We start from the raw sequence: 26221 nt of genomic DNA, 5'->3' as shown, positions 1-26221 counted from the left end.
GCGCGGCGGCCAGCGGTGTGGGATCATGCGGGGGCACAACGTCAGGCGGTTTGAAGGAGTGGTCGTGGCAGGCAAGGCGGTCGAGAAGCGCCCCGAGGTCGACCCGCGCGACGAGCCGTCGGCGGAATGGGGCTGGCACGGCTCGTTCCCGAAGGCCACCCGCATCGCCGGCTGGGTGTCCGCGGCCATCCTGCTCGTGATGCTCAAGGGCAACCACGAGAACAACACCGAGAACGTGTGGCTCGTCGGACTGGCCGCCTTCATCGTCCTGCTCCTGCTGCTCGACCTGCGCAAGAGCCGCACCGCCTGGCGCAAGTAAGCGCCTCGCGGGCCTGGCGCCGGAGACGTCGGATTCGCTAGTTTCCGGGCCCATGAAGCCACGCTGGGCCGCGCTCGCGGCCGCCGTCATCGCCGGTCTTTCCCTGTGCACCGCGGCCCCGGCCAGCGCCGCGCCCGCGGTGAAGCCGCCGGTGGTGAGCTGCACTTTCACGCCGACGCCGGACAACCCGGCGGCGCGTCCCGTGCTGCGTCCGCTGCCGTTCGCGTTCACCCGCGGGACGGTCGACGTCACCTTCCACTACAACTACGGCCCGGTCACCGTGCGGCTCAACCGCGCCGGGGCCGCTCCGTGCGCCGTCGCGAACATGACCAGCCTGGTGCTGCAGCACTTCTACGACCGTTCGCAGTGCTGGCGGCTGACGAACTCCGCGCGCCTCGGCGTCCTGCAGTGCGGCGACCTCTACGAGGTCGAAAAGGGCGGCCCGGGCTACAAATTCCCGGACGAGGTGACCGGCAAGGAAACCTACGAGCGCGGCACCGTCGCGATGGGCAACCAGGGGCCGGGCACCAACGGGTCGGAGTTCTTCATCGTGCACTCGTTCGCGCACATCCCGGCGAACTACTCGGTGCTCGGCAAAGTCGTGCGCGGCATGGAGGTCCTCGACCGGATGGTCGCCGACGGCATCGTCCCGACCGACCCGAACGGCCCGCTCGACGGCGCGCCCAAGCACCCGGTGAAGATCCGCTCGGTCAGCTTCGGGTGATCCCAGGCCTCGTGAGTGGCGAATCCGGTTAGAACCGGCATCGCCGCTCACGACTGACTGCCGCTCGGTCAGCTTCGGCTGGTGACGCCCGGCGCGTAAGCGCGCAGGAAGACGCCGACACCGGACCGGATCACCGTTTCCCAGTCCTCCCCCGGTTCGGCCGCAGCGGCGCTGCCCGCGGTGAGCTGCACGAGGTGCACCGCGGCCAGCGACGGATCTTCCAGCTCCAGCCGGCCTTCCGCGGCGAGCCTGCGGAGATGCCCGGCCAGCGCGAGCCGCACGCGGGTCGGGCCGCGTTCCTTCCACGCCGCGACCGTCTCCGGGTCGATGTGGTCCAGGTCGGCCTCGATCTGCCGCACGAGCGCCCAGTGCGGCGCGGTTTCCGGATCCCGTTTCGCCCACTGGAGGCCGAACTCGACGAGGTCGGCCTCCAGGTCGGCGATCCGGCCGAGCAGTTTGTCGGCGACCGCGATCTGCCGCTCCGCGACCCGGTCCGAGCTGTCCAGGATCACCGCGCGGAAGAGCCCGGCTTTGTCGCCGTAGTGGTTGTAGATCGTCCGCGACGAGACGCCGGCCTCGGCCGCGAGCACGTCGATGCTGGCGCGCGAGTAGCCGTCCCGGGCGAACACCCGCAGGGCGCCGTCGAGCAGAGCACGCTGTTTGTCCGTCCGCACCGGCTCAGTATGCCGAAGTACAACGATCGTTGCAAAAACTACAACGACCGTTGTACCTTCGGGGCATGACTTCTCCGCTTCGCATCGCCGTCGTTTCCGGAAGCACCCGCCCCGGCCGCCGCGCGACGCAGGTCGCCGAATGGACCCGTGCCCGCGCCGCCGCCTACCTCGGCGACCGGGCCGAGGTGCGGGTGCTCGATCTCGCCGAAATCGATCTGCCGTTCCTGGACGAGCCGTTGCCCGCCGCGCTCGGCGGCTACCGCAACGCCCACACCCAGCGTTGGGCGCAGTTCGTCGACGGCCTCGACGGCTTCGTTTTCGTGACCCCCGAGTACAACCACTCCATGCCCGCGGCGCTCAAGAACGCCATCGACTTCCTGTTTTCCGAGTGGGCCGACAAAGCCGCCGGTTTCGTCAGCTACGGAACCAACGGCGGCACGCGTGCGGTGGAACACCTGCGGTTGACGCTCGCCGAGGTGCAGGTCGCTTGCGTGCGCTCGCAGGTCGCCTTGAGTTTGTTCACCGACTTCGTCCTTCCGGACCTGGCCGAACCCGGCACCTTCGCGCCCGCCGACCACCACGAAGGCATCCTGACGCGGATGCTGGGGGAACTTGTCGACTGGTCGACCGCGCTGCGCACCCTGCGGGTCTCCCGGTGACCACGGTCGCTCCCCTCGACCGCGCGACCTGGCGGATCTGCTGGATCATCGTCTTCGGCGCGTTCGCGAGCGGACTCGACGCGTCCGTGGTGACGATCGGCCTCGACTCGATCAGCAACGACCTGGGCGCGGATCTCTCGGTGACGCAATGGGTCGCGAGCGGCTACCTGCTCGCGCTCGCCCTGTCGCTGCCGATGACCGGCTGGCTCGCGCGACGCTTCGGCGCCGGCCGGGTGTGGCTCGTCGCGCTGGCCGCGTTCACCGTGTCGTCGGGATTGTGCGCGGCCGCGCCGGACGTCGTGCTGCTCATCGCTTTCCGCTTCCTGCAAGGTTTGGCGGGCGGCATCCTGATCCCGGCCGGGCAAACCGTTCTGGGACAACAGGTCGGCGCGGCGCGGCTGGGGCGGGTGATGGCGACGCTCGGGATCGCGGTGAGCGTCGCGCCCGCAGTCGGCCCGCTCGCCGGAGGCCTGATACTGCACGGTCTTTCGTGGCCGTGGCTGTTCCTGATCAACCTGCCGATCGGAGCGGTCGGCCTGGTCCTCGGCCTCCGGTACGTTCCCCGCGGCTCTCGGGAGAGCACTGGCGGGATCGATTTCGTCGGCTTGGCTTTGATCGCCGCTGGGCTGCCCTTGGTTCTCTATACGGTGACGACGTGGGGTGATACCGGACGGCTTCAGGTGCCGATTCTGTTGCCCGGCCTGGCTTTGCTGACGTGGTTCGTGATGCGATGCCTGCGGCATCCGCGGCCGCTGCTGGACTTTTCCTTGTACCGCAACCGCCTTTACCGCGCGGCGAGCCTGGCCGCGGCTTTCAACGGCGCGCTGATCTTCGGCAGCGGGATCGTGGTGACGTTGTATTTCCAACTGGGACGGCACCTGGATTTCGTTGGCACCGGCCTGAGTTTGCTCGGCTTCGCCGGTGCGACGGCGGCGATCGCGCCGGTGACCGGGCGGGCCGTGGATCGGTACGGTGCCGCGCCTGTTGCTTTGGTGGGTGCGGTGCTGGCTGTGGCGAGTACCGTGCCGTTCGCGTTCCTGCCGGTCGACGCGCCGGGTGTGGTGGTGCAGGTTTTGCTTGCCGGATTCGGGGCTTCGGTGGCGTTGGTGAGCATGCCGATGGGGATCGCGGCGTATAAAACTGTTGAACCGTCTCGGCTTCCGGACGCGGCTGCGCAGGTGACGATCCTGCTGCGGGTGGGCGGCTCGCTCGGGGGCGCGGTGTTCGCGGTGCTGATCGCTGGCCGGTTGCCGGATGTCGACACGGCGTTTCGGCTGGGGTTCTTGGCGATCAGCGTGGGGGCGGTGGGGGCGTTGGGGACGGCGTGGCTGGTGCGTAGGGCCTCGTGAGTGGCGATGCCGGTTCTAACCGGCATCGCCGCTCACGACATCATGACCCCATGAGCACACCCCCGGACGGTCTTCCCGTCTACCGAGTCCTCACCGGTCCCGACGACTCCGCCTTCTGCCGCCGGGTCAGCGAAGCCCTCGCGCTCGGCTACCGCCTGCACGAGGGCCCCGCATTGACCTTCAACGGCGAGAACGTCATCGTCGCCCAAGCCGTGCTGTGGCCGGAAACGGCTACCGGTCACTCCGCGGAGAAACCAGCTCGCTAGGCCCGCCACCGGATTCCCCGGCCACCGCGGCCAGTTCCTCGCCCACCGACTCCGACGACTTCTTCTTGTCCTTCGTCAGCACCGACGCCACGGCGCCGATCAGGCACACCACGATCGCGAAGCCGAACGCCACCGCGAGGCCGTCCTGGAACGGGCCCGAGATCAGGTTCGGGAAGAAGCTGCGTCCGGTCAGGAAGTTCGCCTGGTCCGCGGGCAGGTGCGCGAGCTGGCCGCCCAGCAGCTGCTGGATCGGGTTGTACCCGAGGAACGCCGCGAACAGCACCGCGACCGCGGGCAGGTGCGCGACCTGTTGCGCGGCCGCGTCGGGGACGCCGTGCTGGGTCAGGCCCTGCGACATCGCGACCGGCAGGTGGTCCGACAGGCCGGCGATGATCAGGCTGAAGAAGAAGCCGATCGACAGCACCATCGCCGCGTTCTGGAAGGTCGTCATCATGCCCGCGCCGGAACCGCGCGCGTCGGCGGGCAGGCTGTTCATCACCTCGGCCCGGTTCGGCGAGGAGAACATGCCCATCCCGATGCCGTTGAGCAGCAGGATCCCGGCGAACGCCCAGTAGTCGAAGTTCACCGGCAGCAGCGTCAGCAACAGGAACGTGAGCGCGGTGATGACCAGGCCGCCGGACGCGAGCGCGCGGCTGCCGATCCGGTCGGACAGGATGCCGGACGTCGGCGCGGCCACCAGGAAGCCGATCGTCAGCGGCAGCATGTAGATCCCGGCCCACAGCGGCGTCTGCTCGAACGTGAAACCGTGCTGCGGCAACCAGATTCCCTGCAGCCAGATGATCAGCACGAACTGCAGCCCGCCCCGGCCCAGCGACGCGGTCAGGTTCGCCAGATTGCCCCAGCTGAACGAGCGGATCCGGAAGAGCGACAACCGGAACAGCGGGTTGGGCACCTTGGTTTCGATCACGACGAACGCGATCAGCACCGCGACCCCGCCGATCAGGCAGGACAGCACCATCGGGCTGCCCCAGCCGGTCTGCGACGTGCCGTACGGCTGGATTCCGTAGGTGATCCCCACCAGCACCGCGATGAGACCGACGGCGAAGGTGATGTTGCCCCACCAGTCCATTTTCGCGTGCTGGCGGACGCCGGTGTCGTGCAGTTTGACGTACGCCCACACCGTGCCGATCACGCCGAACGGCACGGAGACCAGGAAAATCAGGTTCCAGTTCACCGGTGCGAGCACGCCGCCGACCACGAGGCCGAGGAACGAACCCGCGATAGCCGCGACGCCGTTCATGCCGAGCGCGAGCCCACGCTGGTTGGCCGGGAAGGCGTCGGTGAGGATGGCCGACGAGTTCGCCATCAGGAACGCGCCGCCGACGCCCTGCACGATCCGCCAGCCGATCAGCCACAGCGCGGCCGCGTCGCCGTCGAACCAGGTGATCGCCAGCATGATCGAGGAAACGGTGAACACGGCGAAGCCGAGGTTGTACATCCTGGCCCGGCCGTACATGTCGCCGAGCCTGCCGAACGCCACCACCAGCACCGCGGTGACCACGAGGAAGCCCATGATCATCCACAGCAGGTAGCTCGTGTTCGACGGCTCCAGCGGGTTGATGCCGATGCCCTTGAAGATGTCGGGCAGCGCGATCAGCACGATGGACGAGTTGATCGTCGCGATCAGCATCCCGAGCGTCGTGTTGGACAGCGCGATCCACTTGTACCGCGGACCGAGTTCCGCGATCGAATACGTCCTGCGCTCCGCCACTGTCGAAAACCCCTCTCCCAGCCGTTCCCTTAGCTAGGCTAAGCAAGTTGCTTGCGGTAGGCAACCAACAAAAGAAAACGACTGGGAGACAAGGGTCACAAACGCGTGACTATCCTTTGTGGACTATTTACTTTCACTCGGTCGAGTTACCGCTCGACGGGACCTCCGACGACCTTTCCGGGGTTGAGGATCCCGTGCGGGTCGAGGGCCTTCTTGACCGCGTGGTGCAGGTCGAGCACCGCTGGTCCCAGCTCTTTTTCGAGGCCGGGACGCTTCAGCAGCCCGACACCGTGCTCGCCGGTGACCGTCCCGCCGAGTTCGAGCGCGTCGGCGACGATGTCGTCGAACGCGGCCTGCGCGCGGCGCTGCGCGTCGTCGTCCCCGCTCGGCGTGATCAGCAGCGGATGCAGATTCCCGTCGCCGATATGCGCGATATTGGCGATTTGCGTATTGTGCCGCCGCGCCGCCGCGTCGATCCGGGCAAGCATTTCCGGCACCAAATGCGTCGGCACGCAGACGTCCTCGGTGAGCACCGGCCCGAGCCGTTCGAGCGCCGGGTACGCCAGCCGGCGGGCGGCGAACAACGCGTCCGCCTCGGCCTCGTCGGTCGACTGCGCGGCCCAGGTCGCGCCCGCCTTCTCGAAGCACTCCACCATCACCGCGGCCTCGTGCCCGCCCGGCACGTCGCTGCGGCCGAGCAGCACCACGTTCGCGTCGGCGGACAGGCCCATGTTCTTCCACGCGTCCACCGCGGCCAGGCAATGCCGGTCCACCAGCTCCAGCGCCGAGGGCACGATCCCGGCGGCGCGGATCGCGGCCGCCGCCTCCCCCGCCGCGACCGTCGAGTCGAAGTACCCGGCGACGGTCGCCTCCGGCCCGCGTTTCGCGCGCAACCGCACGGTGATTTCCGTGATGACGCCGAGCGTTCCCTCCGATCCGACCATCAGCCCGGCGAGGTCGTACCCGGCCACGCCCTTCGCGGTGCGGCGGCCGAGCCGGACGAGTTCGCCGGTGCCGGTGACGACCTGCAGCCCGAGCACGTAGTCGCGGGTCACGCCGTACTTCACGCAGCACACGCCGCCCGCGTTGGTCGCGACGTTGCCGCCGATCGTCGACCACGGCGAACTGGCCGGGTCCGGCGGATACCACAGCCCGTGTTCCGCGCAGGCCGCGCGGAGATCGTCGTTGACCACGCCCGGTTCGACGACGGCGAGCCGTTCCACCGGGTCGATCTCCTTGATCGCGGTCATCCGGTCGGTCGCCAGCACGACGCATCCGGCGAGCGCGTTCGCGCCGCCGGACAGTCCGGTCCCCGCTCCGCGCGGCACCACCGGCGTCCCGTGTTTGAGGCATTGCCGCACAGTCGCCTGCACCTCGTCCGCGGTGCGCGGGCGGACCAGGACCGCCGGTTCGCCGTACGGGGCCCACTCCGCTTCGTCGTGCGCGTAGCTGCGCAGCACGTCGGGGTCCTGCACGATGCGGTCGTCCGGCAGGACGGCGTGCAGGTCGTCGATCAGCATGGGGGCTCCCGCGTTCTTCCGGTCTGCTTTCCCCGTCAGGTTAGGTCGAAATCCGGGCGGCTCGTTCGACGTAGGGGTGAGAGCGCTTCGAGGAGGCAGCCATGACCACCACCGTCACCCGCCGCGGGATCTCGATGCTGCGTGCCGTCGCCGCCGGGCGCGGCCGGCTGACCTGCAGCTGCGAACCGGATCTGTTCGTGGACGGCCTGCCGTGCAGCGACCAGTTCACCGCGCACGCGCTGGCGCACGCCGGCCTGCTGCGCGCGAAGGAACCGGGGCCGTTCGGACAGCCGGTGCCCGCCGTGCTGACGCCGGCCGGGGAAGCGCTGCTCGCCGCTGCCTGACCCGGCTACGCTGACCGGCGAGAAACGGGAGGGCGGAGCAGATGGCTTCCGGAGCATCCGGAACGGAGACGGCGCGGCGCAGGCGGCGCACCACGGCGGCCCTCAAGGAGTCGCTGCGGGAACTGCGCAATCAGCTGTCGCTGCTGAACCATCAGGTCGGCGGACGGCTGAAACTCAAGGACGTCGACCTCGACTGCCTCGAACTGATTTCCTCCGCCGGACCGCTGAGCCCGAGCGCGCTCGCCCGCCGCGCAGGCCTGCACCCGGCGACCGTGACCGGGATCCTCGACCGCCTGCAGCGCGGCGGATGGGTGGTGCGCGAACGCGATCCCGACGCGGCCGACCGGCGTGCGGTCACCGTGCGGACGGTGCCGGGACGCACGCAGGAACTGTTCCGCGTGTACAGCGGGATGAGTTCGGCGATGGACGACCTGTGCGCCGGGTACACCGAGGACGAACTGATGCTGATCGCCGGGTTCCTGCGCCGCACCGCCGAAGCGGGCCGGGCCGCGACCGACGAGCTTTCCGGGGAATGACAGCGGGGCCTCGTCGTTTCGCCCGAGCGCGAAACGACGAGGCCCCGGTACCTGCCGGCACGGCTCAGCTGTCGAGCGTGCCGTACACGATGATGTTGTCGAGGTAGCTCTTCTTCTCGGGGTCGAACGCGCCGCCGCAGGTGATCAGGCGGATCTGCGAGTCGGTCGTGTTGCCGTACACGGCTTCGGTGGGGAACGTCTTCTTCGCGATCTGGTCCACCTTGGTCACCGTGAACGAGGCCTTCGACCCGTCCTTGCGGCCGATGACGACCTTGTCGCCCTTCTTCATCTCGTGCAGCCGCCAGAAAATGCCCTTCTGGTGGTTGCCGTCGATGTGGCCGAGGACGACCGCCGGTCCGACCTGGCCCGGTTTGGGCCCGAAGTGGTACCAGCCCGCCTGCAGCGGCTGGTCCACCGGCGGCACCTGGACGGTCTTGTCGTCGTTGAGGCCGAGCGGCACCAGCGACGAATGCGCGTCGATGCTGGGAACGTCGAGCGAGACCGGGTCCGCGACCTCCTGCGCGGCCGCCGCGGAACTCGCCGGGGCGGCGGCGGGCGGGGTGTCCGCCGAACCGCAGCCCAGCAGCGCGAAGTTCGCGACGAAAGCCAGCAGGAGCGCGAAAAGCCCGAACCGGGAACGCGTCACTTGGCGGTCACCGCGGCCAGCGTGCCGTCACCGGTCTCCGGCGCGCCGACCGGCACGACCTTGACCTGGCCGGGGCCCTCGGCGGGCGGGGTGCCCGGCTTGCTCGGCTGGGTGGTCGGCGGCGCGGTGGTGGGCGGGGTGGTCGGGTTGCCCGCGACCTTGGCGCAGGTGGCCGAGGCGAGGACGATGTCGCCCTTGCCGAGCGCGCCGGTGAGGTTGCCGCCGAGGAGCTTGATGTGCAGCGCGTTGACGGTGAGGCTGCCGTCGGAGCGCTTGATCTGCTCGTTGACGATCACCTGCAGCACGCCGTCGATGCCGAGCTTCTGGTTCGGCTTGGTCGACACCGGGAGCTTGCCGATCTTGCCGAGGTCGAGGCCGGCCAGCTCGGACGACGCGGTGATGCCGTCCGGGGTCGACTTGCACTCGGAGCTGATCACGCGGGCCGTGGGGGTGGTTCCGGCGAGCGGGGCGAGCACCGGGAGCGCGGCGTCGACGATCGAGGCCTTCGCGTCGACCGGGCCGTTGCTACCGTCCTGCTTCGCCGAGCTGCTGATGACCTTGGCCGTGACCAGGCCCTTCAGCGGCACGTTCACCACCTGCGCGGACTCCGGGCCCGCGGTCGAGGAGGGCGCGATCTTGCCGGTGTCGACCGTGATCCCCTGGTTGCCGAGCACGCCGGGCAGCAGCGAGACCGAGGCGGACGCGCCGTAGGCCGAGCCGGCGGGCGCCTCGGCGGCGAGCGCCGACGGGGCGACGGCGGTGGCGAGCAAAGCCAGCGCGGGAACGGCGACCGCTACGGTCCGTCCGCGCAGCAGGGCAGAACGCATGAATTGTCCTTCCGAACATCAAGAATGAAGCCGCCGCGTGGATCCCCGAATCCGCGCGTGACCGAGCACAACTGTCGGTCCCTGGCAGAGCGCGACATTATCAAGGCGCCCGGGAAACGCAAAGCAAGATCCGTCGCGCAGCGCGCCCGCCCGCCGGTTCCGGTGACCACAATTATCGCAATTTCACCACTAAAGAGTGATGTAACGCGGCGGGTTCTGCGGGATTTTCTCACGCTGAGCTACCGGAACCGAGGCCCCGATGGCGGATTGCCCCGCGCTCCACCCGTAGGGGTGATCCTTCGGAGGAGCAGCGCCGGGCACCTTGCGTAATGTGACCGCTACCGCACTTCTGCCGCGATTCCCGGTTCGCCAATTCGTCCCGCGCCCGCCGTCCGCGCGGGCGGAAATTGTCCACAATGGAATCAAGCGGAGCGGAACGAGCGAACGGGAAAAAGGGTACGATTTTCTTGCCCGGGGCGGTGACCAGCGGCGATGCGCGATTGTGGACAGTCCGAAAAGGACAACGGGCGCGTTGTGCGACTGCTCGACAGCGACGGCGGCCTGACAGAAAATCCCGTTCCGGTCCGGAAACACGGCGGGCGCGGCGAATGCGCTCCCCGCGAGGAGGCGGCCGTTCGCTGTCCAGGCTCAGTCAGCCGGACCGCGCAGCGTGAGGACGACGCGCAGGACATGCTCGACCGCCGACTCGAACATCGCGCCGCGCAGTTCGCCGCAGGTTTCGAGGTTGCGTGCGGCGAGGTCGAGCATGCGGTCCGGTCCGACGCGGCGGACGAGCAGCGCCGCGGCCTCCTCGAGGTCGAGGCTCGGGTTGTCGAGCCGGGTGAGGGCGAACTCGATGATGAGCTCTTCGTCGGTCACTCCGGCCAGGGTAGTCGCGAAACGGGGTTCAGCCCTCGTTCCGATAGCGGCCGTAGGGATAAGCCTCGACCAGGGTGACGCGCACGAGCGCGCCGCTGGGCACCTCGTACTCCCGCTGCTCCCCCGGCTTGGCTCCGTGCAGCGCGCGCCCGAGCGGCGAGTCCGGCGAGTAGACCTCGAGCCCGCCGCCGACCTCGTCGCGCGCGGCCAGCAGGAACGTTTCGACTCCGCCGTCGTCGTAGCGGACGGTCAGGACCATCCCGGGTTCGGCGATCCCGTCGTCGGGCGGGTCTTCGCCGACGACCGCGTTCTGCAGCAGGTCCTGGAGCTGGCGGATCCGCGCCTGCCGGTGCTGCCTTCGCTCGAACTGGTCGTCCCCGTCGAGGTCGGGTTCGCGGTGCAGGGCGGCGAGTTCCGCGGCGAGGCGGGCGTGCGCGTCGGCGGTCAGCCAGGGACGCGAGGAGGTCGTCGACATGAGAGGTGCCTTTCGGAGGGCGTCCGCGGGGGCCGGGCAAGCAGGAGGCGCCCAGCCCCCGCGGACTTTCGAGGAGTCCCGCGGCGGTCAGCGGGGCTCGGGCTCGGTGCGGCGGTCGAGCACGCCGGCGTCGGCGGCGAACCAGCCCGCGGCTTTCACCAGGATGTCTCTTTCGGTGCGCAGCAAGGCATTCTCCGCGCGGAGGAAGAGCAGTTCGGCGTGCTCGTCCCCGGTCAGCGGCGGCGGACCGGCGGGATCGGCGGACATCCGCGGGTCACCGCAGCGGGTCGAACGGCCGCAGCGCTTCCGGCTGCCTGCCGGTGACGATCTGCTCGGCGAGCAGCTTCCCGGTGACCGCGCCGTGGGACAGGCCCCACATGCCGTGCCCGCCCGCGACGTACATCCCCGGCGCGCCGGTCCGGCCGATCACCGGCCGCCCGTCGGCGCTGACCGGGCGCGAGCCGACCCAGACGTCGGTGCGCTGGTCCCAGCGCAGGCCCCTGAGCAGCGGCCGGGCCGAGGCGATGATCGCGTCGACGCGCGCCGGGTACAGCGGGTCGTCCGGCTTGCGGAACTCCATCGTCCCGGCCACCCGCAGCCCGCCTTGGTACGGCGTGCACGCGACCCGGATGTCGGGCAGGTACATCGGGCTCGGCACCGGCTCGTCGGTCGGCACGGTGAACGAGTACCCGCGTCCGGCGCGCACCGGAACGCGCACGCCCCACTTGCGCGCCAGCTCGCCCAGCCACGCGCCGGTGGCGAGCACGACGGCGTTGGCGTTGACGGTCTGGCCGTTCGCCGACAGCACGGTGTAGGCGTACTCGTGCCGGCGGATCGCGGCGACCTCGAACCGGTGCCGGATCGTGCCGCCGCGGCCGACCACGGCGCGGGCGAGCGATTCGACGAACCGGCCGGGGTCGACGTACCGCTGGCCGTCGATCCGGATGCCTGCCCCGATCCGGTCGGTGACCTGCGGGAAGTGCTCGCGCAGCTCCGGTCCGGCGAGCTGGGTCCAGGACACCTTCTGCCCGGCGTCGCCGAGCCGGTCCAGCTCCTTGACCAGCGTTTGCGCCTTCGCGGAAGTCTCGAACAGGGCGGTGATCGGCGCGTCGATCGTCGGCGCGTCCACGCCGTTCGCGGTCAGGACGTCGAAGGCTTCCAGGCATTCCTCGTTGAACGGCAGGTTCGCGCGCACCGCCCGGTTCCAGGACCGGTGGGTGCAGTTCGCCGCGAAACGCGCGAGGAACTGCCACAGCCGCGGGTCCGGGGTGGCCGGGACGTGCAGCGGAGCCTGCCGGTCGAGCAGGGTGCGCAGGCCGTAGCGCAGGACGGCGGGTTCGTTGAGCGGGATCGACAGCCCGGGCGAGAGCCAGCCCGCGTTGCCCCAGGAGGAGCCCGCGGCAATGCCCTCGCGGTCGACGACGGTCACCCGCACGCCGCGTTCCTGCAGGAACCAGGCGGTCGACAGGCCGACGATGCCCGCGCCGACCACGATCGCCGAACGCGGCCCGCCGTCCTTCCGGTCGAGATCGCCCATGTGTTCCTCCGCCGTTGCCGTGCCGCTGGTTGTGCTGATGCGGCCAGGATGGCTCGGATCCGGCGGGCGGTCTTTGTCGAGTTCGGCCAATCGGCTCGGGCCGGTTTGTCCGGAACGGTCAATCGCGCGGATCGGCGACGGCGAGTTCGATGATCATCGCGAGCCGTTTCGCGGGCAGGTCGAGCCGCAGCGGCGTCACGTCGGCCATCTTGCGCAGCCGGTAGCGGATGGTGTTGGGGTGCACGCCGAGCCGTTCGGCGGCTTCGGTGAGGTCGCCTTGGGTTTCGAGCCACGCGCGCAGGGTCGCGACGTAGCTGGTCGAGTTGGCCGCGTCGTGCCGGGCCAGATCCGCGATCGGACCGCGTGCCGGGGCTCGTCCCGCGGCCGCGGCGGCGCGCAGGCGGAGGATCAGGATGTCGTCCCAGGATTCGTCGTACGCGACGGTCGCGCCGGGTTTCGGGCGGACGTCGTGCAGCGCCAGGCATTCGTCGGATTCCCGCCTGCTGGCGGGCAATTCCGCGGTGGACGCGGGTGCGCCGATCCCCGCCGCGACCGTGACCTGCGCGGGCAACGCGTCGCGGATCCCGTCGATCCACGCGCGTGCGGTTTCGACGTCCTCGCCGGGCAGAACGGTGTAGACGGTGTTGCTGAACAGCGTGCTCCGGCCCGGCCGCGACCAGCCGAAACCGGTGGTCGCGCGCTCGAACGCGAGCAGCAGCGCGGCGTGCCGCTCGTCGGCGATGTGCGCTTGAAGCGCGACCACGCGGAACCGGCCGGGCGGCAAACCGAGCCTGCTCAACACGGCCGCCGCGTCCGGGGTGCCTTCCAGCAGCCGGATCACCAGGTCCGACTCGACCTGCCGTTCTAGATCCGCGCTGGCCCGGGACCGCAGCAAATGGAGTCCGACCGTGCGGGAACTGTCGTGCAGGACCGCGCGCCGGACATCGGACAGCGGCTCCTCGCACTCGACCCAGATCGAGCCGAGCGTCTCGCGCCCGGCTCGGACCGCGACGACCATGCGTCCGGTGAACCCGTGCTCGGGATCGGCCTCGACGAACAACGGCTCGTCCGAAACGGCGAGATGCGCGAACACGCCGCGGCTCTCGAACAGCTCGCGCACGTGGTCCGGCACCCGCCGCCCGAGGATCGTCTCCAGCCGTACGCGGTCCGCGCCCTGCTGACGGCTGGAGTATGCGAGCACGCGCGACAGCTGGTCCTCGATGGTGACCGCGCTGCCGAGCGCGTCGGCGAGGCTGTCGGCCAGCGCGAACAAGTCGGTCGGCCCGCGACCGGATTCCGTCTCGCGGCCTTCGAGGACCAGGCCGTAGACCACGCCCGCGAGCTGTCCCCACGACACTTCCGGGTCCACGAGCAGCACCGCGACCCGGCCGTCCTCCGCCTTGGCCACCGCGTCCGGCCCCGGCGGCGTCGCCCCGCGCACCAACACGACCGACGCCCGCGCCGTGGCGGCGCGTTCGACGGCTTCGAGCACCGAATCGACGCCGACCGCGAGGTACACGTCGCCGCGCAACCCGCGCGGGTCGGCGGGGTCGTCCATCACCACGTCCCGAAGCGCCACCTCGCGCGCGACGGGACAGCAGCACAACCGCGCGCCGTACCCACCGAGGACGTTGACGAGCCGATCCAGCGTGACCATGCCCCTGTTCATACCTGACGCGGCGCGGCGGGAGCCGTATCGTGCAGGTTCATGCGGGCGCGGGTCGAGGACGTGCACGAGCTGGCGCTGGGGATGCCCCACGTCACGGTGGTGCGCGGCTCGCGGGAAAACCCGGTCTACCAGGTCGGCGGCAAATCGTTCGTGTTCTTCCGGACGCCGCGGCCGGACGCGTTCGACCCGGAGACCGGGCAGCGGTATCCGGACGTGATCGTGTTCTGGGTGCCGTCCGAATCGGACAAGCAGGCGCTGGTCCAGGACCCGGACAGCCCGTTTTTCACCACTCCGCACTTCGACGGCCACCTGTCGGTGCTGATCCGCGCCGCCCATCTCGGCTCCTTGACGCGGCAGGAGCTGAGCGAGGTGATCGAGGACGCCTGGCTGTCGCGAGCGTCGCCGCGCCGGCGCGAAGCGTGGCTGGCCGGTCGTCCGGCTCGGTAAGCGATCAGGAATCAAGAAGCGCCGGGGCGGGCGCCGGACTTAGCGTTTACGGCATGACTTCCTTCGACTTCGTCACCCTGGACGTTCCCGATGTCGCCGCCGCCGAGCGCTTCTACACCGCCGCGTTCGATCTGGGCGACCGCCTCCGCTTCCGGCAGGCCGCAGCGCCGAGCACCGGTTTCCGCGGATTTACCTTGTCGCTCACCGTTTCCCAACCCGCCAACGCCGTCGCCTACCTGGACGCGGCCCTCGCCGCGGGCGCCACTTCGCTGAAGCCGGCCGCCAAGTCGCTGTGGGGTTTCGGCGGGGTGGTGCAGGCTCCGGACGGGGCGATCTGGAAGGTCGCGACCTCCACGAAGAAGGACTCCGGCGCGGGGGTTCGGGAGTACGACCAGATGGTCTTGCTGCTGGGCGCGTCGGATGTGGCGGCGACCAAGCAGTTCTACGTCTCGCACGGGCTCGCGGTGGGCAAGAGCTACGGGCGCAAGTACGTGGAATTCGAGACGAGCCCCATCAAGCTGGCCCTCTACGGACGGAAGGCCCTGGCGAAGGACGCCGGGGCCCGGAGGAGGGGTCGGGTTCGCACCTGCTGACCATCGGCGGGAGTGCCGGGAAAATCACGGACCCGGACGGTTTCGCTTGGGAGACTTCGGTTCTCGCCGGCTGACGGGCCGGGTGGATCCGTCGAGGCCCGCTCGACGGATCCGGCCCGCTAGCCTGGCTGGTTGACGAAGTTTTCGAACTGCTTGAGGACCAGCTCGAAAGAGGACGGGTCGCAGGCTCCGCGGAATTTCGTGCCATCCGACCGGCATTGTGCCCAGCGGCCGGCGTCGCCCTCGAAGTCGTACAGCTCCATGAGCCGCCCGGCGAGATCGGTGTCCGCCAGATCGATTTCGAGGGACCAGCCCGGGTTGTCCAAGGTGGACAGCTCGACGCCGAACGCGTGCTCCCATTCCTCGTCGCACTGCTCGGCATACCAGTCCAGCAGGAACTGGAAACTCTCTCCCAAAGCCACCGGAAACCCCTCGGCTCAAGCACTTCTTCGCCGCCCTGGCGACAACGCCGAGTTTGCCGCACTCCCCGCCGGGAGACCACCGAGTTATCGCGCCCCGTCCTCCGGGCAATAACCGGAGCACAGCAACACCATCCGCGAAAACCGTCCCTCCGCGTCGTCGTCCACGTATGCCTGCTGTTCCACCGCGAACCATCCCTCGCCGAGCCGTTCCGCACGCACTCGTGCTCGCCAGCGCAGGTGCAGCCGCGGGCCGACCCGGTCCACCTCGCCCTCGGCGAGTTCGAAGTCGTCGACCTCGCCGAACCAGCGGGTGAACGCGGCGGTGATCTCGGCCGGTCCGTGGAACTCGCGCAATCCCGGCGGCAGCAAGGCGGTCAGCCGCACCGCACTGTCCATTGCGGACTCCATCCGCGCGAAGTCCTGTCTGCTCAATGCTTCGATGAAGGCACCCGCTTTGGAGATGCGGGAGGCCTGGAGTTGTGTGGTCATGCCTCAGGTTTACGACGCCGGACACGGCCAGGGATCGGGTAACTGCCCGATCTTTCACCCGGTCAGCCCGCGGCGCATCGCGACCAGCGCGGCCTGCGTCCGAGTGGTCACCCCGAGTTTCGCGTAGATGTGCTCCAGATGCGTCGAAACCGTCTTGCGCGAGACCGTCAGCGCAGCGGCGATTTCCGGGTTCGACAACCCTTGCGCCAGCTGCAGCAAAACCTCCACCTCCCGCCCGGTCAACCCGCCCGAGGTACGACGCACCCGCCGGCCCGCTGCTGCCAGAACCGCGTTCACCGCGTCGGGATCGAGACGCCCGGCGCGCGCTTCGGCGGTGAGTTGCCGGGCCGTCGCGTCGGGGGCGAGCGGGGCGCGGTGCGGACGCGGTTCGCCGAGCGCGTGGTAGACGTCGGCGGCGGCGAGGACCCGGGACGTCATCGGCAGGGCGTCGGCGGAAAGTCCGTGCGGGTAACCGGAACCGTCGAGGCGTTCGTGGTGCTGGGCCGCGCAGCGGGCGACCGCGGCGAGGCCGGGCATTCCGGCGAGCATCCGTTCGGTCAGGTACGGATGGGTGCGGGCGCGTTCGGCCTGCGCGAGCGACCACGGCCGGGTCGCGTTCCAGATCGCGCTCGGGACGCCGATCATCCCGATGTCGTGCACCCAGCCCGCGCGGCGGACCAGCCAGACGTCCGCTGCGGGGAGGCCGAGCCGGGTCGCGCCGTCCGCGGCCAGCGCGGCCACTCCGCGCGAATGCCCCAGCCGGGGCGGGGATTTGAGGTCGGCGAAATCGGCGAACGCCTGCAGGGCGCGGTCGAGTTCGTCCTCCGACAGCCGGGCGCCGAGCCCCGGGTCGAGCGCGATCACCTCGTCCCACGCCTGGATCCGGTCCAGCCCGGCCAGGATGTCGCCGCGGTGGTTCAGGAAGCAGTCGACCAAGGCCGGGTCGAACTGGGTGCCGCGGCGTTCCCGGGCGACGGTGACCGCGCCGTCGACGCCCGCGGTGTCGTGGAAGGCCTCGACGTTGTCGGCGAGCTGCACCAGCCGGATCGCCGGGTCGAGGTCCGCGCCGCCCGCGTCGCCGGGGACGCCGCGGCCGTCCCAGCGTTCGAAGGACTGCAGAAGCGGACGGCGCACGTCCTCGCCGAGGTCGAGCCGTCCGGCCAGTTCGCTCGCGCTCTGGCAATGCGCCTGCATGACCTGCTGCACCGACCGGCCCGCCGTCGCGAGGAATTGGCCGACGAGCGCGGCGCGGCGGAGTCGCGGACCGCCGCGGCCGAGGTGCCGCAAGACGAACATCGCCATAGCGACGCCGGCGAGGTCGCCGTCGTGGCTATCGGCGTACAGCTCGGTCTCGTCGCCGAACAACGCGGCCAGCTCGCTCGTGTCGGCGGCGCAGCCGACCCAGGTCAGCAACGACGTGTAGTAAGCCGCCGCGCGCACGTGGTCGTCCGCGCCTGCCGCGTCGGCCAGTCGCAGGGCGATCACGGTCTGGCGCAGCACGCGCTCCATCGGGCGGCCCATGCCGAGATCGGCCACCAGCGACAGGGTGGCGACCAATTCGGACAACCGCACGGGTGCGGCGTTGTTCACCTCGGGAAGGTCGCGGCGGAAAGACCCGGTGTTACGCCGGACGGCGCCGTCCCGACTTCCAGGCAGAGTCCGGAGGTGCGCGATGGCGACCGAAGTTCCGACGTTCTGCCCGCTGTGCGTGTCGAGGTGCGGGGCCACCGCGACGGTCGAGGACGGGCGGTTGCTCGCGCTCCGCCCGCTGCCCGGCCATCCGACCGGCGCCGCGATCTGTGTCAAGGGCAAGGCCGCGCCGGAGATCGTCGCGCATCCGGACCGGCTGCTGCATCCCCTGCGCCGCACCGCCCCGAAAGACGCGGCCGATCCGGGCTGGGAGCGCGTCAGCTGGGACGAGGCGCTGGCGACAATCGCGTCCCGGCTGACCGCGATCGCGGAGGAATCGGGTCCGGAAGCGGTGGTGTTCGGCAGTGCCTCGCCGTCGACGTCGGCGATGTCGGACACCATCGAATGGCTGACCCGGCTCCGGCGCGCCTTCGGCAGCCCCAACTTCGCCGTCTACATGGAACTCTGCGGCTGGGGTCGGCACCTCGGCACGCTCTACACCTGGGGCGAGCCCGTCCCCGGCGCTTACCTGCCCGATCTCGAGCACGCACAATGCATCCTCTACTGGGGCTACAACCCGTCGGTCTCGCGGCTCGCACACGCCACCGCGACCACCGCCGCACTGCGCCGCGGGGCCAAGCTCGTCGTGGTCGACCCCCGTCGCGCCGGATTGGCCAGCAAGGCCGACCAATGGCTGCGCGTCCGCCCGGGAACGGACGCGGCGCTGGCGTTGTCGCTCACCCACGTGATGATCGAGAACGGTTGGTACGACAAAGAATTCGTCGATCGGTGGACCAACGCGCCGAAACCGGTCGGCGACTCCCGGCGGGTCTGGGACTTGATCGTCGAGGAGTGCGCTCAGTACCCGCCCGAGGCCGCGCAAGAGATCACCGGCGTGCCCGCGGAGCAGATCGTCGCGACGGCCCGGCTGCTGTGGGAACAACGCCCGGTCGCGTTCTACACCTGGAGCGGATTGGAGCAGCACAGCAACGCGACGCAGACCGTGCGCGCCATCGGCCAGCTCTACGCGCTCACCGGATGCATCGACGCGCCCGGCGGAAATGTGCTGTTCACGCCCGTGCCGACCAATCCGGTCGACGGCCGGGAACTGCTGGCCCCCGAACAGCGCGCCAAGACGATCGGCGGGCAGGAGCGTCCGCTCGGCCCGGCCAGATTCGAGTTCGTCACCGGGGAGGACTTCTACCGCGCGGCGCTCGACGGCGTGCCCTACCGGGCTCGGGCGCTGGTCAACTTCGGCGGCAACTTGGTCATGGCCCACGGGGACAGCGCACGAGGCCGGGACGCGCTCCGTGCGCTGGATTTCTTTGTCCACACGGATTTGTTCCTCAACCCGACCGCGCAACAGGCGGACCTCGTGCTGCCCGCGGCGAGCGCCTGGGAAGCGGAAGCGCTGCGGGTCGGTTTCGAGACCAGCCAGGCCGCGCAGTCGACTGTCCAATTGCGACCGCAGCTCGTCGCGGCCCGCGGGGAATCCCGGTCGGATCTGCGGATCATCTTCGATCTCGCCCTCGCGCTCGGGCTGGAGCACCAGTTCTTCCACGGGGACATCGAGTCTGCCTGGAGGCACCAGCTCGCGCCCAGCGGCATCACGCTCGACCAGCTGCGGGCCGCACCGGAAGGCATCCGGCTGCCGCTGGAAACCGTGCACCGCAAGTACGAACAACGCGGCTTCCGAACACCGTCCGGACTTGTCGAGCTGTACTCGGAACCCTTGCTGGAACACGGATGTCCGCCGCTGCCGACCTTCACCGAACCGTCGATCAGCCCGCTGTCCCGGCCGGATCTGGCGACGCGCTACCCGTTGATCCTCACCTGCGCGAAATCGCTGTTCTTCTGCGAAACCCAGCACCGGGAGATCCCCAGCCTGCGCAAATCCGCGCCCGACCCCGCCGTCGAACTGCATCCCGAAACCGCCGCCGCCCGAGGCATCGCCGCCGGGGATTGGGTTCGGCTGGAGACGCCGCTGGGCAGCGTCCGCGCGAAGGCGAGGTTCAACGTCAACCTGCGCCCGGACGTCGTATGCGGACAGCACGGCTGGTGGCAGCCCGCCGACGCGCTCGGCCAGCCCGGCTACCCGCCGTTCGGCGACGGCAGCGCGAACCTCAATCTCGTGCTGAGCCAAGGGCCGAGCGACCCGATCAGCGGGAGTTCGCCGCTGCGCGCTTCCCTTTGCGAGATCTCGAAAGCGCGTCCAGACTGACGTCGACTATCGCGCGCAGCTGCTCCGGACTCGCCCCCGCCCGGCTCATCACGGCCAACGACTGGTTGACCGCCGCGAGGTGCACAGCGAAGTCATCGGCACCAGGCAGCTTCGCGGCACGCAAGGCGGTCCGCAGCCGCGCTTGCTGAAGGCCGAGCGCTTCCGTCGCGCGCGCGGCGATGTCCGCGCTCAGCACCGGTATCGCCATCGCGGTCTGCGCGACCAAGCATCCGTCCGGCACATCGGGGTCGGCGATGCGCTGCAGGGTGACTTCGAAGAACTCCCGCACCGCCCGCACCGGATCCTCGGCCGCGCTTGCCAGGGCCTGGTCGTACTTGTCGCCGTAACGCACGGCGTAGCGCTCCAGACAGCGCAGATACAGCGCGTCCTTGTCGCCGAGCGAGGCGTAGATGGAGCTGCGGTTCAGCCCGGTCGCCTTGGAGAGGTCGTCCAGCGAGGTGGCGGAGTACCCCGCTCGCCAGAACTGGACCATCGCCGCGTCGAGCACGACGTCCATCTCGAACTGCTTCTTCCCGGCCATGTGCCCAGGATAACTCATCTTGAACTGTTCGGTTCAAGATGAGTTAGGCTCGAGTCATGAACCCGTTCCCCGAACTGCCGCTGCCCGACCTCGCCGGATTCGCCCACCGCTGGGTCGACGGGATCCACGCCGTGGAAGGCGGGCGGCCGGACGGCCCCGCCGTCGTCCTGCTCGCCGGCTTCCCGCAGACCTGGTGGGCCTGGCGCAAAGCGATGCCCGCCCTGGCCGAACGATTCCGCGTGCTCGCGATCGATCTGCCCGGCCAAGGCCACTCCGTCCGTCCGCACGACAGCTATGACACCCACACCGTCGCCTCGCGCGTTCAGGCCACGGTCACTGCGCTCGGCGTGCCGAAGTACTGGCTCGTCGCCCACGACATCGGTGCCTGGGTCGCTTTCTCGCTGGCGCTTGCGCACGAAGACCGCTTGCACGGGGTCGCACTGCTCGACGCAGGCATCCCCGGAATCACCCTCCCCGACTCCATCCCCACCGACCCCGACCGAGCCTGGAAGACCTGGCACTTCGCGTTCCACCTGGTGCCCGAACTTCCCGAAACCCTGCTCACCGGCCGCGAACGCGAGTACGTCGACTGGTTCTTGAAGGCCAAAGCCCTATCCCCGTTCGACAGCGCGGAAACCGACCACTACGCCGCCGCACTCGCCGCCGAGGGCGGCCTGCGAGCGTCTCTCGCCTACTACCGAGATGCCGCGGAATCAGCGCGCAAGAACCGGAATGCTTTAGACCGGCAGCACTTGACCATCCCAGTACTGGGAATCTCCAGCTCCCACGGCTCGATCCCCGACATGGCCGCTTCCCTCCGCCCGTGGGCGGACAAGGTGACCGGCACCGTGATCCCCGACGCCGGACACTTCATCCCCGACGAACAACCCGCAGCGGTCGTCGAGGCAGTGACCGCATTCATCGACCACGCGGGATAACGCGACGTCGGATTTGCGCCAGCGACAGCGTCCTCGCGCCGAAAGACTGGCGGCCATGATTCTCGGCCGTTTTCTTGCCGCCAGCTCGGAATTCGACCGGCGGCTGTCGTCCGTCCGCCCCGAACAGTGGACCGCCCCGACGCCGTGCGCGGAATGGAACGTGCGGCAGCTCGTCAACCACATGGTCCGGGGAAATCTCAACTACGTCGACCTCCTGGCCGGAGGCACCCGGGAGCAGTTCCTGCACATGCGCGACGCAGACGCTCTGGGCGACGACCCGTTTGCCGCATACCCCGCATCGGTGCGACTGGTCGCCGACGCCTTCGGCCGCCCCGGCGCTCTGGAGCAGGTGCTCGACTACCCGTTGGGCAAGGTGACCGGCCATCAAGCGCTGGCCGTGCGAGCTACGGATTCCGCCGTCCACGCCTGGGACCTGGCGCAAGCGCTGGGTGTCGACGACCGCCTCGACCCGGCGCTGGTCGCGTGGATCAGCGAGAACCTGGAAATGATCTACGCCGGGTTGGCGGAATCTCCGGTGGCTGCCGATACGACGCATCGGTTCTTTGCCGAGCCGGGGGTGCTCAGCGAACCAGCTTCGCTACAGGAGCGGCTGCTGCACTTGATGGGCCGGAACCCCGGATGGCAGCGGGACTGACCTCCGCCCGCGCTCATCGCGACCTCCAGCGTTGCGCGCGGGTTCCTTGACACGTTTTAGGGAGTATCCTCTAATTGGTTTTAGAGAGTACTCGCTAACTGGAGGGTTCACGTCATGGTGCGCAACGTCCACAGCCGAGTGATCGCAGCCGACGTTCAGGCAGTGGGCAGCCTGCTCGACACCTTGGCGACCGACGACGACCGCCTGTGGCCGGTCGACCGATGGCCCGCGATGCGGTTCGACCGGCCGCTGGGCGTCGACGCCTCAGGCGGCCACGGACCGATCCGCTACACCTGCGTGAAGCACGTTCCCCAGCGTGAGGTGGTGTTCCGGTTCCGCCGCCCACACGGTTTCGACGGGACGCATGGTTTCGCGGTGGAAGAAATGGACGCCACGCATACCCGCTTGACGCATGAACTGGTCATGCGCGTGCGCGGCAAGGACAAGCTCGCCTGGTCACTCATGTGGCGGTGGCTGCATGATGCCCTGCTGGAGGACTCCCTCGATCTCGCGGAAACCGCCTTGGTTCCGGGCACGGCACCGCGAAGCCGCCACAGCGGATACGTTCGCTTTCTGCGTGGACTGGTGCACAGCGCCGAGGTTCGCCGGGCCAAGGCTCACTAGACCGGGCTCAACGGCTTGCAGTTCACGGTTCCGGTGACGCGGTAAGCGACGCTCGCGCTCTCCTGAGCGCTGGCCTGGACGGCCCGCCTCACTCGATGTGCGACGCGGCCTCCGCGAGCAGCCCGCGCAGCCACGTGTGGCCGGAGTCCGCGTCGTGCATCGGATGCCACCAGAACGCCTCGACGATCGGTATCGCATCGAAGGGCGGGTCGACGATCCGCACGCCGAGTGCCCCGGCGAGATCCCGGGCGAGTCTTTGCTGCATGAACGCGATTCCCCCGCCGCGGCGAACCAGATGCGGCATCGCCAGGAACGAATCGGCGATCGCGCAGACCCGCGGCACAACGCCCAGCAGTTCCATCTGCCGCCACGCGGGTGCTCGTCCGAGCGGGTCGCCGAACGTGGTGACCCATGGAAGCCGCGACAGGTCCGTCATCGTCAATTGCTCGCCGACGTCCGGGTTGTCGGCCGCGACCACGCAGACCCAGCGGTCTCGGAACAGGTCCAGCGAGCGCGGCAGGTCGAGGTAGCCGTGCGGCATGAGGATTCCGTCCACGGTGCGGGCGAACTCCCCGTCGCGACCGAGCACTTCGGCGGTGACCGGGCTGAAGCGGACGCTCACGTTCGGCGCGCGTTCTTCGAGCAACGCGACGAGCCGTGCTCCGGCGACGGTTATCCCGAAATCCGAGGACACGATGGTGAACACGCGGTCGGAGCCCGCCGGATCGAACTCCGACTGCGCCGAGAACACCCGCTCGACCGCCGCGACCGCGACGCTCACCAACGGCTGCAACTGTTCGGCGAACGGGGTGAGCCGATAGTGGTTGCCGACGCGGGTGAGCAACTCGTCGCCGAAGTGGCGGCGCAGCTTGGCCAGCGCGGCCGACAGCGTGGGCTGCGTGCGGGCGAGCCGAGCGGCGGCACCGGTGACGGTTCGCTCGGTCAGCAACCCGTGAAGCGCGTACAGGTGATTGTTGTCGAGGCCGTGTAGCCGCTTCTCAGGCCGCATAGATCAGGACGATACTGCTCATGGGGAGTATGCAGTTCCTTTAGGGTCCTTGTGCGCGCAGGCTGGCACCATGCCCGATGCCTGGATCGACGTACACGCCCACTACACCCCGCCGACCACCCCCGAACAGCGGCAGACGGCCTGGCGGGCCATGCGCGACGCCTGTTTCCTGGCCCCGGAGCCCTACCACTGGACCGTCGAGCGGACGCTTGAGCAGATGGACCGGACCGGCATCGGCATCGGCATGCAGATGCTGAGCAACCAGCCCGCCACGAGCGCGGCACTGCGCGTGTCCAATGACTACGGTGCCGACCTGGTGCGGCGGTATCCCGACCGCTTCGGCCTGCTCGCCGCCCTGCCCACCGACGACATAGCCGCGACGATGGCCGAACTCGACCGAGCGGCAGACCTGGGTGCCGACGGCTTCGCGGTGACGTGCCGACGCAACGGCGTGTACCTCAGCGACCCGAGCCTGGAGCCGATGTGGGCGGAGCTGGATCGCCGTCGTGCCGCGGTGTTCGCGCATCCCGATGCGTACGCCGACGGTGTGCAGGGCCGGCCGGCCCCGTTGCTGGAGGTGGGTTTCGAGACCACGCGGACGATTGTCGACCTGCTGTACGCGGGCGTGTTTCGCAAATACCCGAACGTAAAACTGATCGTCGCGCATTGCGGCGGCGGAGGCGCACTCCCCGCCATGTCGGGCCGGCTCGGCCTGCTTGGCGCCGAGGCCTGGGTCCCCAACCCGAACAGCCTGAGCACCGACGAAATCCGCGCCCAGCTGCGGCGGCTCTACCTCGACACCGCGGCGACCGGGTTCCCGTCCTGCCTGACGGCGGCTCTCACGATGACCACGCCGGACCACCTCGTCTACGGCTCGGATTCCGGCGTGCCTTGTAGCACCGAGGAAACGATCGACGCGAGCCGGAAATCCCTGCTCGAATTCGACGGCCTGACAATGCGGCAGCGTCAGGACATCGGCCGCAACGCCACCGCCCTGTTCCCCCGCGCCGCGGCCCGCCTCGACGGCAGCTGACCGAAGCGGTCAGCGGGCGAGCCACGGAGCGAGCAGCTTCTCCAGATCAGCATCCGAGAGCGCCCGCGGTCCGCCGTGGAACTCGTGCCACCGCGTGGCGTCGCGTGCGGAGGTGTACTCGACGTCGAAAGCGCGCATCAGGACGTACATGAAGCTTCCCGAATCAAACCGCTCGCCCAGCAGCGTACGAGCCGTCCGGGCCACGTCCACCGCGGTCTGGGGGCCGTTGACCTCAGCCAGTTTCAGTTCCTCAGCCGCCGGATCGAGCAGGCTCGGCGCACACAACAAGACAACTACTCCACTCTGAACTATTCGCTCAACCTTCGGCAGCCAACTGGCCACACGCCGCCGCGATGTCCTGACCGCGGGTATCCCGCACCGTGCACGCCACCCCGCCGGCATTCACCAGCCGCACGAACTCCCGCTCCACCGGCTTCGGCGACGCGTCCCACTTCGAACCCGGCGTCGGGTTCAACGGGATCACGTTCACATGCACCAACTGACCCAAGTGCTTCCGCAACCGCTTCGCCAGCAGCTCCGCCCGCCACGGCTGGTCGTTGATGTCGCGGATCAACGCGTACTCGATCGACACCCGCCGACCCGAGGTATCCGCGTAGTACCGGGCCGCCGAAAGCACCTCGTCCACCGACCACCGGTTGTTCACCGGCACCAGCGTGTCCCGCAGCTCGTCGTCCGGCGTGTGCAGCGACACCGCCAACCGGACCTGCATCTTCTCGTCCGCCAGCTTCCGGATCGCCGGAGCCAAACCCACCGTCGACACCGTCACCGAACGCTGACCAATCCCCAACCCCGCAGGCGACGGGTCAGTGATCCGCCGCACCGCCGCCACCACGCGCTTGTAATTCGCCAGCGGCTCGCCCATGCCCATGAAGACGATGTTCGACAGCCGACCTGGGCCGCCGGGCATGGAGCCATCGCGCATGACCGCGGCGGCGTCGCGGACCTGGTCCACGATTTCCGCGGTCGAGAGGTTGCGGTCGAGGCCGCCCTGGCCGGTCGCGCAGAACGGGCACGCCATGCCGCAGCCGGCCTGGCTCGAGATGCACAGCGTGGCGCGGTCCGGGTAGCGCATGAGGACGCTTTCCAGCAGCGTCCCGTCGTGCGCGCGCCACAGGGTCTTGCGGGTCGCGCCGCCGTCCGCGGCCAGTGCGCGCACCTCGGTGAGCAGCGGCGGCATCAGATCGGCGACCAGCTTCTCGCGCGAGGCGGCCGGGATGTCGGTCATCTCCGCCGGGTCGACGGTGAGCCGCGAAAAGTAGTGGTTCGACAGCTGCTTGGCGCGGAACGCCTTCTCCCCCAGCTCGACGACGGCCTCCGCTCGCTCGGCCACCGTGAGGTCGGCGAGATGGCGCGGCGGCAGGCCGCGCTTGGGCGCGTCGAAAACAAGAGGAAGGGCAGTCATGACCGATCAAGTGTCTCATACGCGCGAACCCGGCGCTCCTC

30 protein-coding genes and 1 pseudogene are annotated in these 26221 nt (G+C 69.5%); 14 read left to right on the top strand and 17 right to left on the bottom strand.

Features of this window, described 5'->3' with window-relative positions; translation table 11 throughout:
* The first annotated feature begins 64 nt into the window (after positions 1–64).
* The gene (locus tag CU254_RS08300; protein WP_037712964.1) at positions 65–319 is read left to right on the top strand and encodes a DUF2631 domain-containing protein; all 255 of its coding nucleotides are present in this window, start codon (positions 65–67) and stop codon (positions 317–319) included.
* Positions 320–371: 52 nt separating this feature from the next.
* The gene (locus CU254_RS08295; protein ID WP_009074589.1) at positions 372–1043 is read left to right on the top strand and encodes a peptidylprolyl isomerase; all 672 of its coding nucleotides are present in this window, start codon (positions 372–374) and stop codon (positions 1041–1043) included.
* Positions 1044–1111: 68 nt separating this feature from the next.
* Here the strand turns inward: CU254_RS08295 and CU254_RS08290 are convergent, their stop codons facing one another.
* Positions 1112–1717: a TetR/AcrR family transcriptional regulator gene (locus tag CU254_RS08290; RefSeq protein ID WP_009074587.1), complete on the bottom strand. Its 606-nt coding sequence runs from the start codon at positions 1715–1717 to the stop codon at positions 1112–1114.
* A 65-nt stretch (positions 1718–1782) separates the two neighbouring features.
* On the opposite strand from CU254_RS08290, the gene CU254_RS08285 reads away from it, so the two are divergent.
* The 3 genes from CU254_RS08285 to CU254_RS08275 are packed head-to-tail and all read left to right on the top strand — an operon-like array spanning position 1783 to position 3991.
* Positions 1783–2376: an NADPH-dependent FMN reductase gene (locus CU254_RS08285; protein ID WP_009074586.1), complete on the top strand. Its 594-nt coding sequence runs from the start codon at positions 1783–1785 to the stop codon at positions 2374–2376.
* A complete protein-coding gene (locus CU254_RS08280; RefSeq protein WP_009074584.1) occupies positions 2373–3725 on the top strand; it encodes a DHA2 family efflux MFS transporter permease subunit in 1353 nt (450 codons plus the stop codon). Before CU254_RS08285 ends, CU254_RS08280 begins: the two co-directional genes overlap by 4 nt.
* 50 nt (positions 3726–3775) lie before the next feature.
* Positions 3776–3991, top strand: a complete 216-nt coding sequence (locus CU254_RS08275; RefSeq protein WP_009074583.1) for a DUF1737 domain-containing protein — start codon at positions 3776–3778, stop codon at positions 3989–3991.
* Here CU254_RS08275 and CU254_RS08270 read toward each other — a convergent pair.
* The gene (locus CU254_RS08270) at positions 3957–5723 is read right to left on the bottom strand and encodes an MFS transporter (protein WP_037712962.1); all 1767 of its coding nucleotides are present in this window, start codon (positions 5721–5723) and stop codon (positions 3957–3959) included. The genes CU254_RS08275 and CU254_RS08270 overlap by 35 nt on opposite strands.
* 146 nt (positions 5724–5869) lie before the next feature.
* Entirely contained in the window at positions 5870–7243 is a 1374-nt protein-coding gene (locus tag CU254_RS08265) for an FAD-binding oxidoreductase (protein WP_009074580.1), read from the bottom strand.
* Positions 7244–7344: 101 nt separating this feature from the next.
* On the opposite strand from CU254_RS08265, the gene CU254_RS08260 reads away from it, so the two are divergent.
* On the top strand, positions 7345–7587 hold the full coding sequence (locus CU254_RS08260) for a hypothetical protein (RefSeq protein ID WP_009074579.1): 243 nt from the start codon (positions 7345–7347) through the stop codon (positions 7585–7587).
* A gap of 41 nt (positions 7588–7628) precedes the next feature.
* Positions 7629–8123 (top strand): MarR family transcriptional regulator, encoded by a 495-nt coding sequence (locus CU254_RS08255; protein WP_009074577.1) that lies wholly within the window; start codon positions 7629–7631, stop codon positions 8121–8123.
* A 64-nt stretch (positions 8124–8187) separates the two neighbouring features.
* Here the strand turns inward: CU254_RS08255 and CU254_RS08250 are convergent, their stop codons facing one another.
* From CU254_RS08250 to CU254_RS08220, 7 genes are all read right to left on the bottom strand, one after another.
* Positions 8188–8769 (bottom strand): class F sortase, encoded by a 582-nt coding sequence (locus tag CU254_RS08250; RefSeq protein ID WP_009074575.1) that lies wholly within the window; start codon positions 8767–8769, stop codon positions 8188–8190.
* The gene (locus CU254_RS08245) at positions 8766–9596 is read right to left on the bottom strand and encodes a choice-of-anchor P family protein (RefSeq protein WP_009074573.1); all 831 of its coding nucleotides are present in this window, start codon (positions 9594–9596) and stop codon (positions 8766–8768) included. The genes CU254_RS08250 and CU254_RS08245 overlap by 4 nt, the downstream gene beginning before the upstream one ends.
* A gap of 648 nt (positions 9597–10244) precedes the next feature.
* On the bottom strand, positions 10245–10475 hold the full coding sequence (locus CU254_RS08240) for a hypothetical protein (protein ID WP_009074571.1): 231 nt from the start codon (positions 10473–10475) through the stop codon (positions 10245–10247).
* A 28-nt stretch (positions 10476–10503) separates the two neighbouring features.
* Positions 10504–10950 (bottom strand): GreA/GreB family elongation factor, encoded by a 447-nt coding sequence (locus CU254_RS08235; RefSeq protein ID WP_009074570.1) that lies wholly within the window; start codon positions 10948–10950, stop codon positions 10504–10506.
* 87 nt (positions 10951–11037) lie between these two features.
* Positions 11038–11217 carry a hypothetical protein gene (locus tag CU254_RS08230; RefSeq protein ID WP_009074568.1) on the bottom strand — a complete coding sequence of 60 codons (180 nt, stop codon included), beginning with the start codon at positions 11215–11217 and terminating at the stop codon, positions 11038–11040.
* 7 nt (positions 11218–11224) lie between these two features.
* On the bottom strand, positions 11225–12487 hold the full coding sequence (locus CU254_RS08225; RefSeq protein WP_009074566.1) for an FAD-binding oxidoreductase: 1263 nt from the start codon (positions 12485–12487) through the stop codon (positions 11225–11227).
* Positions 12488–12605: 118 nt separating this feature from the next.
* Complete coding sequence (locus CU254_RS08220) at positions 12606–14144, bottom strand: CdaR family transcriptional regulator (protein WP_037712958.1); 1539 nt, start codon at positions 14142–14144, stop codon at positions 12606–12608.
* 51 nt (positions 14145–14195) lie between these two features.
* Between CU254_RS08220 and CU254_RS08215 the strand changes: the two genes are divergently transcribed.
* Both CU254_RS08215 and CU254_RS08210 read left to right on the top strand, forming a co-directional pair.
* Positions 14196–14603, top strand: a complete 408-nt coding sequence (locus tag CU254_RS08215; RefSeq protein WP_009074562.1) for an MmcQ/YjbR family DNA-binding protein — start codon at positions 14196–14198, stop codon at positions 14601–14603.
* 53 nt (positions 14604–14656) lie between these two features.
* Positions 14657–15270, top strand: a pseudogene (locus tag CU254_RS08210) (glyoxalase).
* Between the two features lie 45 nt (positions 15271–15315).
* Here CU254_RS08210 and CU254_RS08205 read toward each other — a convergent pair.
* From CU254_RS08205 to CU254_RS08195, 3 genes are all read right to left on the bottom strand, one after another.
* Positions 15316–15618, bottom strand: a complete 303-nt coding sequence (locus CU254_RS08205) for an immunity 53 family protein (RefSeq protein WP_100266730.1) — start codon at positions 15616–15618, stop codon at positions 15316–15318.
* A gap of 84 nt (positions 15619–15702) precedes the next feature.
* Positions 15703–16107 carry a nuclear transport factor 2 family protein gene (locus CU254_RS08200; RefSeq protein ID WP_009074556.1) on the bottom strand — a complete coding sequence of 135 codons (405 nt, stop codon included), beginning with the start codon at positions 16105–16107 and terminating at the stop codon, positions 15703–15705.
* A 54-nt stretch (positions 16108–16161) separates the two neighbouring features.
* The gene (locus tag CU254_RS08195; RefSeq protein ID WP_009074551.1) at positions 16162–17697 is read right to left on the bottom strand and encodes an HD domain-containing phosphohydrolase; all 1536 of its coding nucleotides are present in this window, start codon (positions 17695–17697) and stop codon (positions 16162–16164) included.
* Between the two features lie 82 nt (positions 17698–17779).
* Here CU254_RS08195 and CU254_RS08190 point away from each other — a divergent pair, with 82 nt between their 5' ends.
* Positions 17780–19957 carry a molybdopterin-dependent oxidoreductase gene (locus CU254_RS08190; protein ID WP_037712957.1) on the top strand — a complete coding sequence of 726 codons (2178 nt, stop codon included), beginning with the start codon at positions 17780–17782 and terminating at the stop codon, positions 19955–19957.
* Here the strand turns inward: CU254_RS08190 and CU254_RS08185 are convergent.
* Positions 19896–20498, bottom strand: coding sequence for a TetR/AcrR family transcriptional regulator (locus CU254_RS08185; protein ID WP_009074548.1), 603 nt, complete (start codon positions 20496–20498; stop codon positions 19896–19898). The two genes, CU254_RS08190 and CU254_RS08185, sit on opposite strands and share 62 nt — an antisense overlap.
* Before the next feature lie 56 nt (positions 20499–20554).
* Between CU254_RS08185 and CU254_RS08180 the strand changes: the two genes are divergently transcribed.
* The 3 genes from CU254_RS08180 to CU254_RS08170 all read left to right on the top strand — a co-directional run bounded on the left by CU254_RS08180 (position 20555) and on the right by CU254_RS08170 (position 22715).
* Positions 20555–21436: an alpha/beta fold hydrolase gene (locus tag CU254_RS08180; RefSeq protein WP_009074546.1), complete on the top strand. Its 882-nt coding sequence runs from the start codon at positions 20555–20557 to the stop codon at positions 21434–21436.
* A 55-nt stretch (positions 21437–21491) separates the two neighbouring features.
* Positions 21492–22091 (top strand): TIGR03086 family metal-binding protein, encoded by a 600-nt coding sequence (locus tag CU254_RS08175; protein ID WP_037712956.1) that lies wholly within the window; start codon positions 21492–21494, stop codon positions 22089–22091.
* A 114-nt stretch (positions 22092–22205) separates the two neighbouring features.
* The gene (locus tag CU254_RS08170; protein WP_037712954.1) at positions 22206–22715 is read left to right on the top strand and encodes a hypothetical protein; all 510 of its coding nucleotides are present in this window, start codon (positions 22206–22208) and stop codon (positions 22713–22715) included.
* 88 nt (positions 22716–22803) lie between these two features.
* On the opposite strand, the gene CU254_RS08165 is transcribed toward CU254_RS08170, so the two are convergent.
* The gene (locus tag CU254_RS08165) at positions 22804–23724 is read right to left on the bottom strand and encodes a LysR family transcriptional regulator (RefSeq protein ID WP_009074539.1); all 921 of its coding nucleotides are present in this window, start codon (positions 23722–23724) and stop codon (positions 22804–22806) included.
* Positions 23725–23794: 70 nt separating this feature from the next.
* Here CU254_RS08165 and CU254_RS08160 point away from each other — a divergent pair, with 70 nt between their 5' ends.
* Positions 23795–24757 (top strand): amidohydrolase family protein, encoded by a 963-nt coding sequence (locus CU254_RS08160; RefSeq protein WP_009074537.1) that lies wholly within the window; start codon positions 23795–23797, stop codon positions 24755–24757.
* A 9-nt stretch (positions 24758–24766) separates the two neighbouring features.
* On the opposite strand, the gene CU254_RS08155 is transcribed toward CU254_RS08160, so the two are convergent.
* Together CU254_RS08155 and rlmN are read right to left on the bottom strand one after the other, a co-directional pair.
* Positions 24767–25045: a hypothetical protein gene (locus tag CU254_RS08155; protein WP_199841120.1), complete on the bottom strand. Its 279-nt coding sequence runs from the start codon at positions 25043–25045 to the stop codon at positions 24767–24769.
* A 28-nt stretch (positions 25046–25073) separates the two neighbouring features.
* On the bottom strand, positions 25074–26180 hold the full coding sequence (gene rlmN, locus CU254_RS08150; RefSeq protein ID WP_009074535.1) for a 23S rRNA (adenine(2503)-C(2))-methyltransferase RlmN: 1107 nt from the start codon (positions 26178–26180) through the stop codon (positions 25074–25076).
* Positions 26181–26221: the final 41 nt, after the last annotated feature.

It is taken from the genome of Amycolatopsis sp. AA4, from assembly GCF_002796545.1.
GTDB lineage: Bacteria > Actinomycetota > Actinomycetes > Mycobacteriales > Pseudonocardiaceae > Amycolatopsis.
Note: the sequence above shows the minus strand (reverse complement) of the source record. Positions and strands in the feature narration are given on the sequence as shown.

Coding starts and splice junctions, on each gene's coding strand:
- CU254_RS08295 (WP_009074589.1), top strand. CDS start 372: ATGAAGCCACGCTGGGCCGCGCTCGCGGCCGCCGTCATCGCCGGTCTT.
- CU254_RS08285 (WP_009074586.1), top strand. CDS start 1,783: ATGACTTCTCCGCTTCGCATCGCCGTCGTTTCCGGAAGCACCCGCCCC.
- CU254_RS08275 (WP_009074583.1), top strand. CDS start 3,776: ATGAGCACACCCCCGGACGGTCTTCCCGTCTACCGAGTCCTCACCGGT.
- CU254_RS08265 (WP_009074580.1), bottom strand. CDS start 7,243: ATGCTGATCGACGACCTGCACGCCGTCCTGCCGGACGACCGCATCGTG.
- CU254_RS08260 (WP_009074579.1), top strand. CDS start 7,345: ATGACCACCACCGTCACCCGCCGCGGGATCTCGATGCTGCGTGCCGTC.
- CU254_RS08255 (WP_009074577.1), top strand. CDS start 7,629: ATGGCTTCCGGAGCATCCGGAACGGAGACGGCGCGGCGCAGGCGGCGC.
- CU254_RS08245 (WP_009074573.1), bottom strand. CDS start 9,596: ATGCGTTCTGCCCTGCTGCGCGGACGGACCGTAGCGGTCGCCGTTCCC.
- CU254_RS08235 (WP_009074570.1), bottom strand. CDS start 10,950: ATGTCGACGACCTCCTCGCGTCCCTGGCTGACCGCCGACGCGCACGCC.
- CU254_RS08230 (WP_009074568.1), bottom strand. CDS start 11,217: ATGTCCGCCGATCCCGCCGGTCCGCCGCCGCTGACCGGGGACGAGCAC.
- CU254_RS08225 (WP_009074566.1), bottom strand. CDS start 12,487: ATGGGCGATCTCGACCGGAAGGACGGCGGGCCGCGTTCGGCGATCGTG.
- CU254_RS08220 (WP_037712958.1), bottom strand. CDS start 14,144: ATGGTCACGCTGGATCGGCTCGTCAACGTCCTCGGTGGGTACGGCGCG.
- CU254_RS08215 (WP_009074562.1), top strand. CDS start 14,196: ATGCGGGCGCGGGTCGAGGACGTGCACGAGCTGGCGCTGGGGATGCCC.
- CU254_RS08200 (WP_009074556.1), bottom strand. CDS start 16,107: ATGACCACACAACTCCAGGCCTCCCGCATCTCCAAAGCGGGTGCCTTC.
- CU254_RS08190 (WP_037712957.1), top strand. CDS start 17,780: ATGGCGACCGAAGTTCCGACGTTCTGCCCGCTGTGCGTGTCGAGGTGC.
- CU254_RS08185 (WP_009074548.1), bottom strand. CDS start 20,498: ATGGCCGGGAAGAAGCAGTTCGAGATGGACGTCGTGCTCGACGCGGCG.
- CU254_RS08180 (WP_009074546.1), top strand. CDS start 20,555: ATGAACCCGTTCCCCGAACTGCCGCTGCCCGACCTCGCCGGATTCGCC.
- CU254_RS08175 (WP_037712956.1), top strand. CDS start 21,492: ATGATTCTCGGCCGTTTTCTTGCCGCCAGCTCGGAATTCGACCGGCGG.
- CU254_RS08170 (WP_037712954.1), top strand. CDS start 22,206: ATGGTGCGCAACGTCCACAGCCGAGTGATCGCAGCCGACGTTCAGGCA.
- CU254_RS08165 (WP_009074539.1), bottom strand. CDS start 23,724: ATGCGGCCTGAGAAGCGGCTACACGGCCTCGACAACAATCACCTGTAC.
- CU254_RS08160 (WP_009074537.1), top strand. CDS start 23,795: ATGCCCGATGCCTGGATCGACGTACACGCCCACTACACCCCGCCGACC.
- rlmN (WP_009074535.1), bottom strand. CDS start 26,180: ATGACTGCCCTTCCTCTTGTTTTCGACGCGCCCAAGCGCGGCCTGCCG.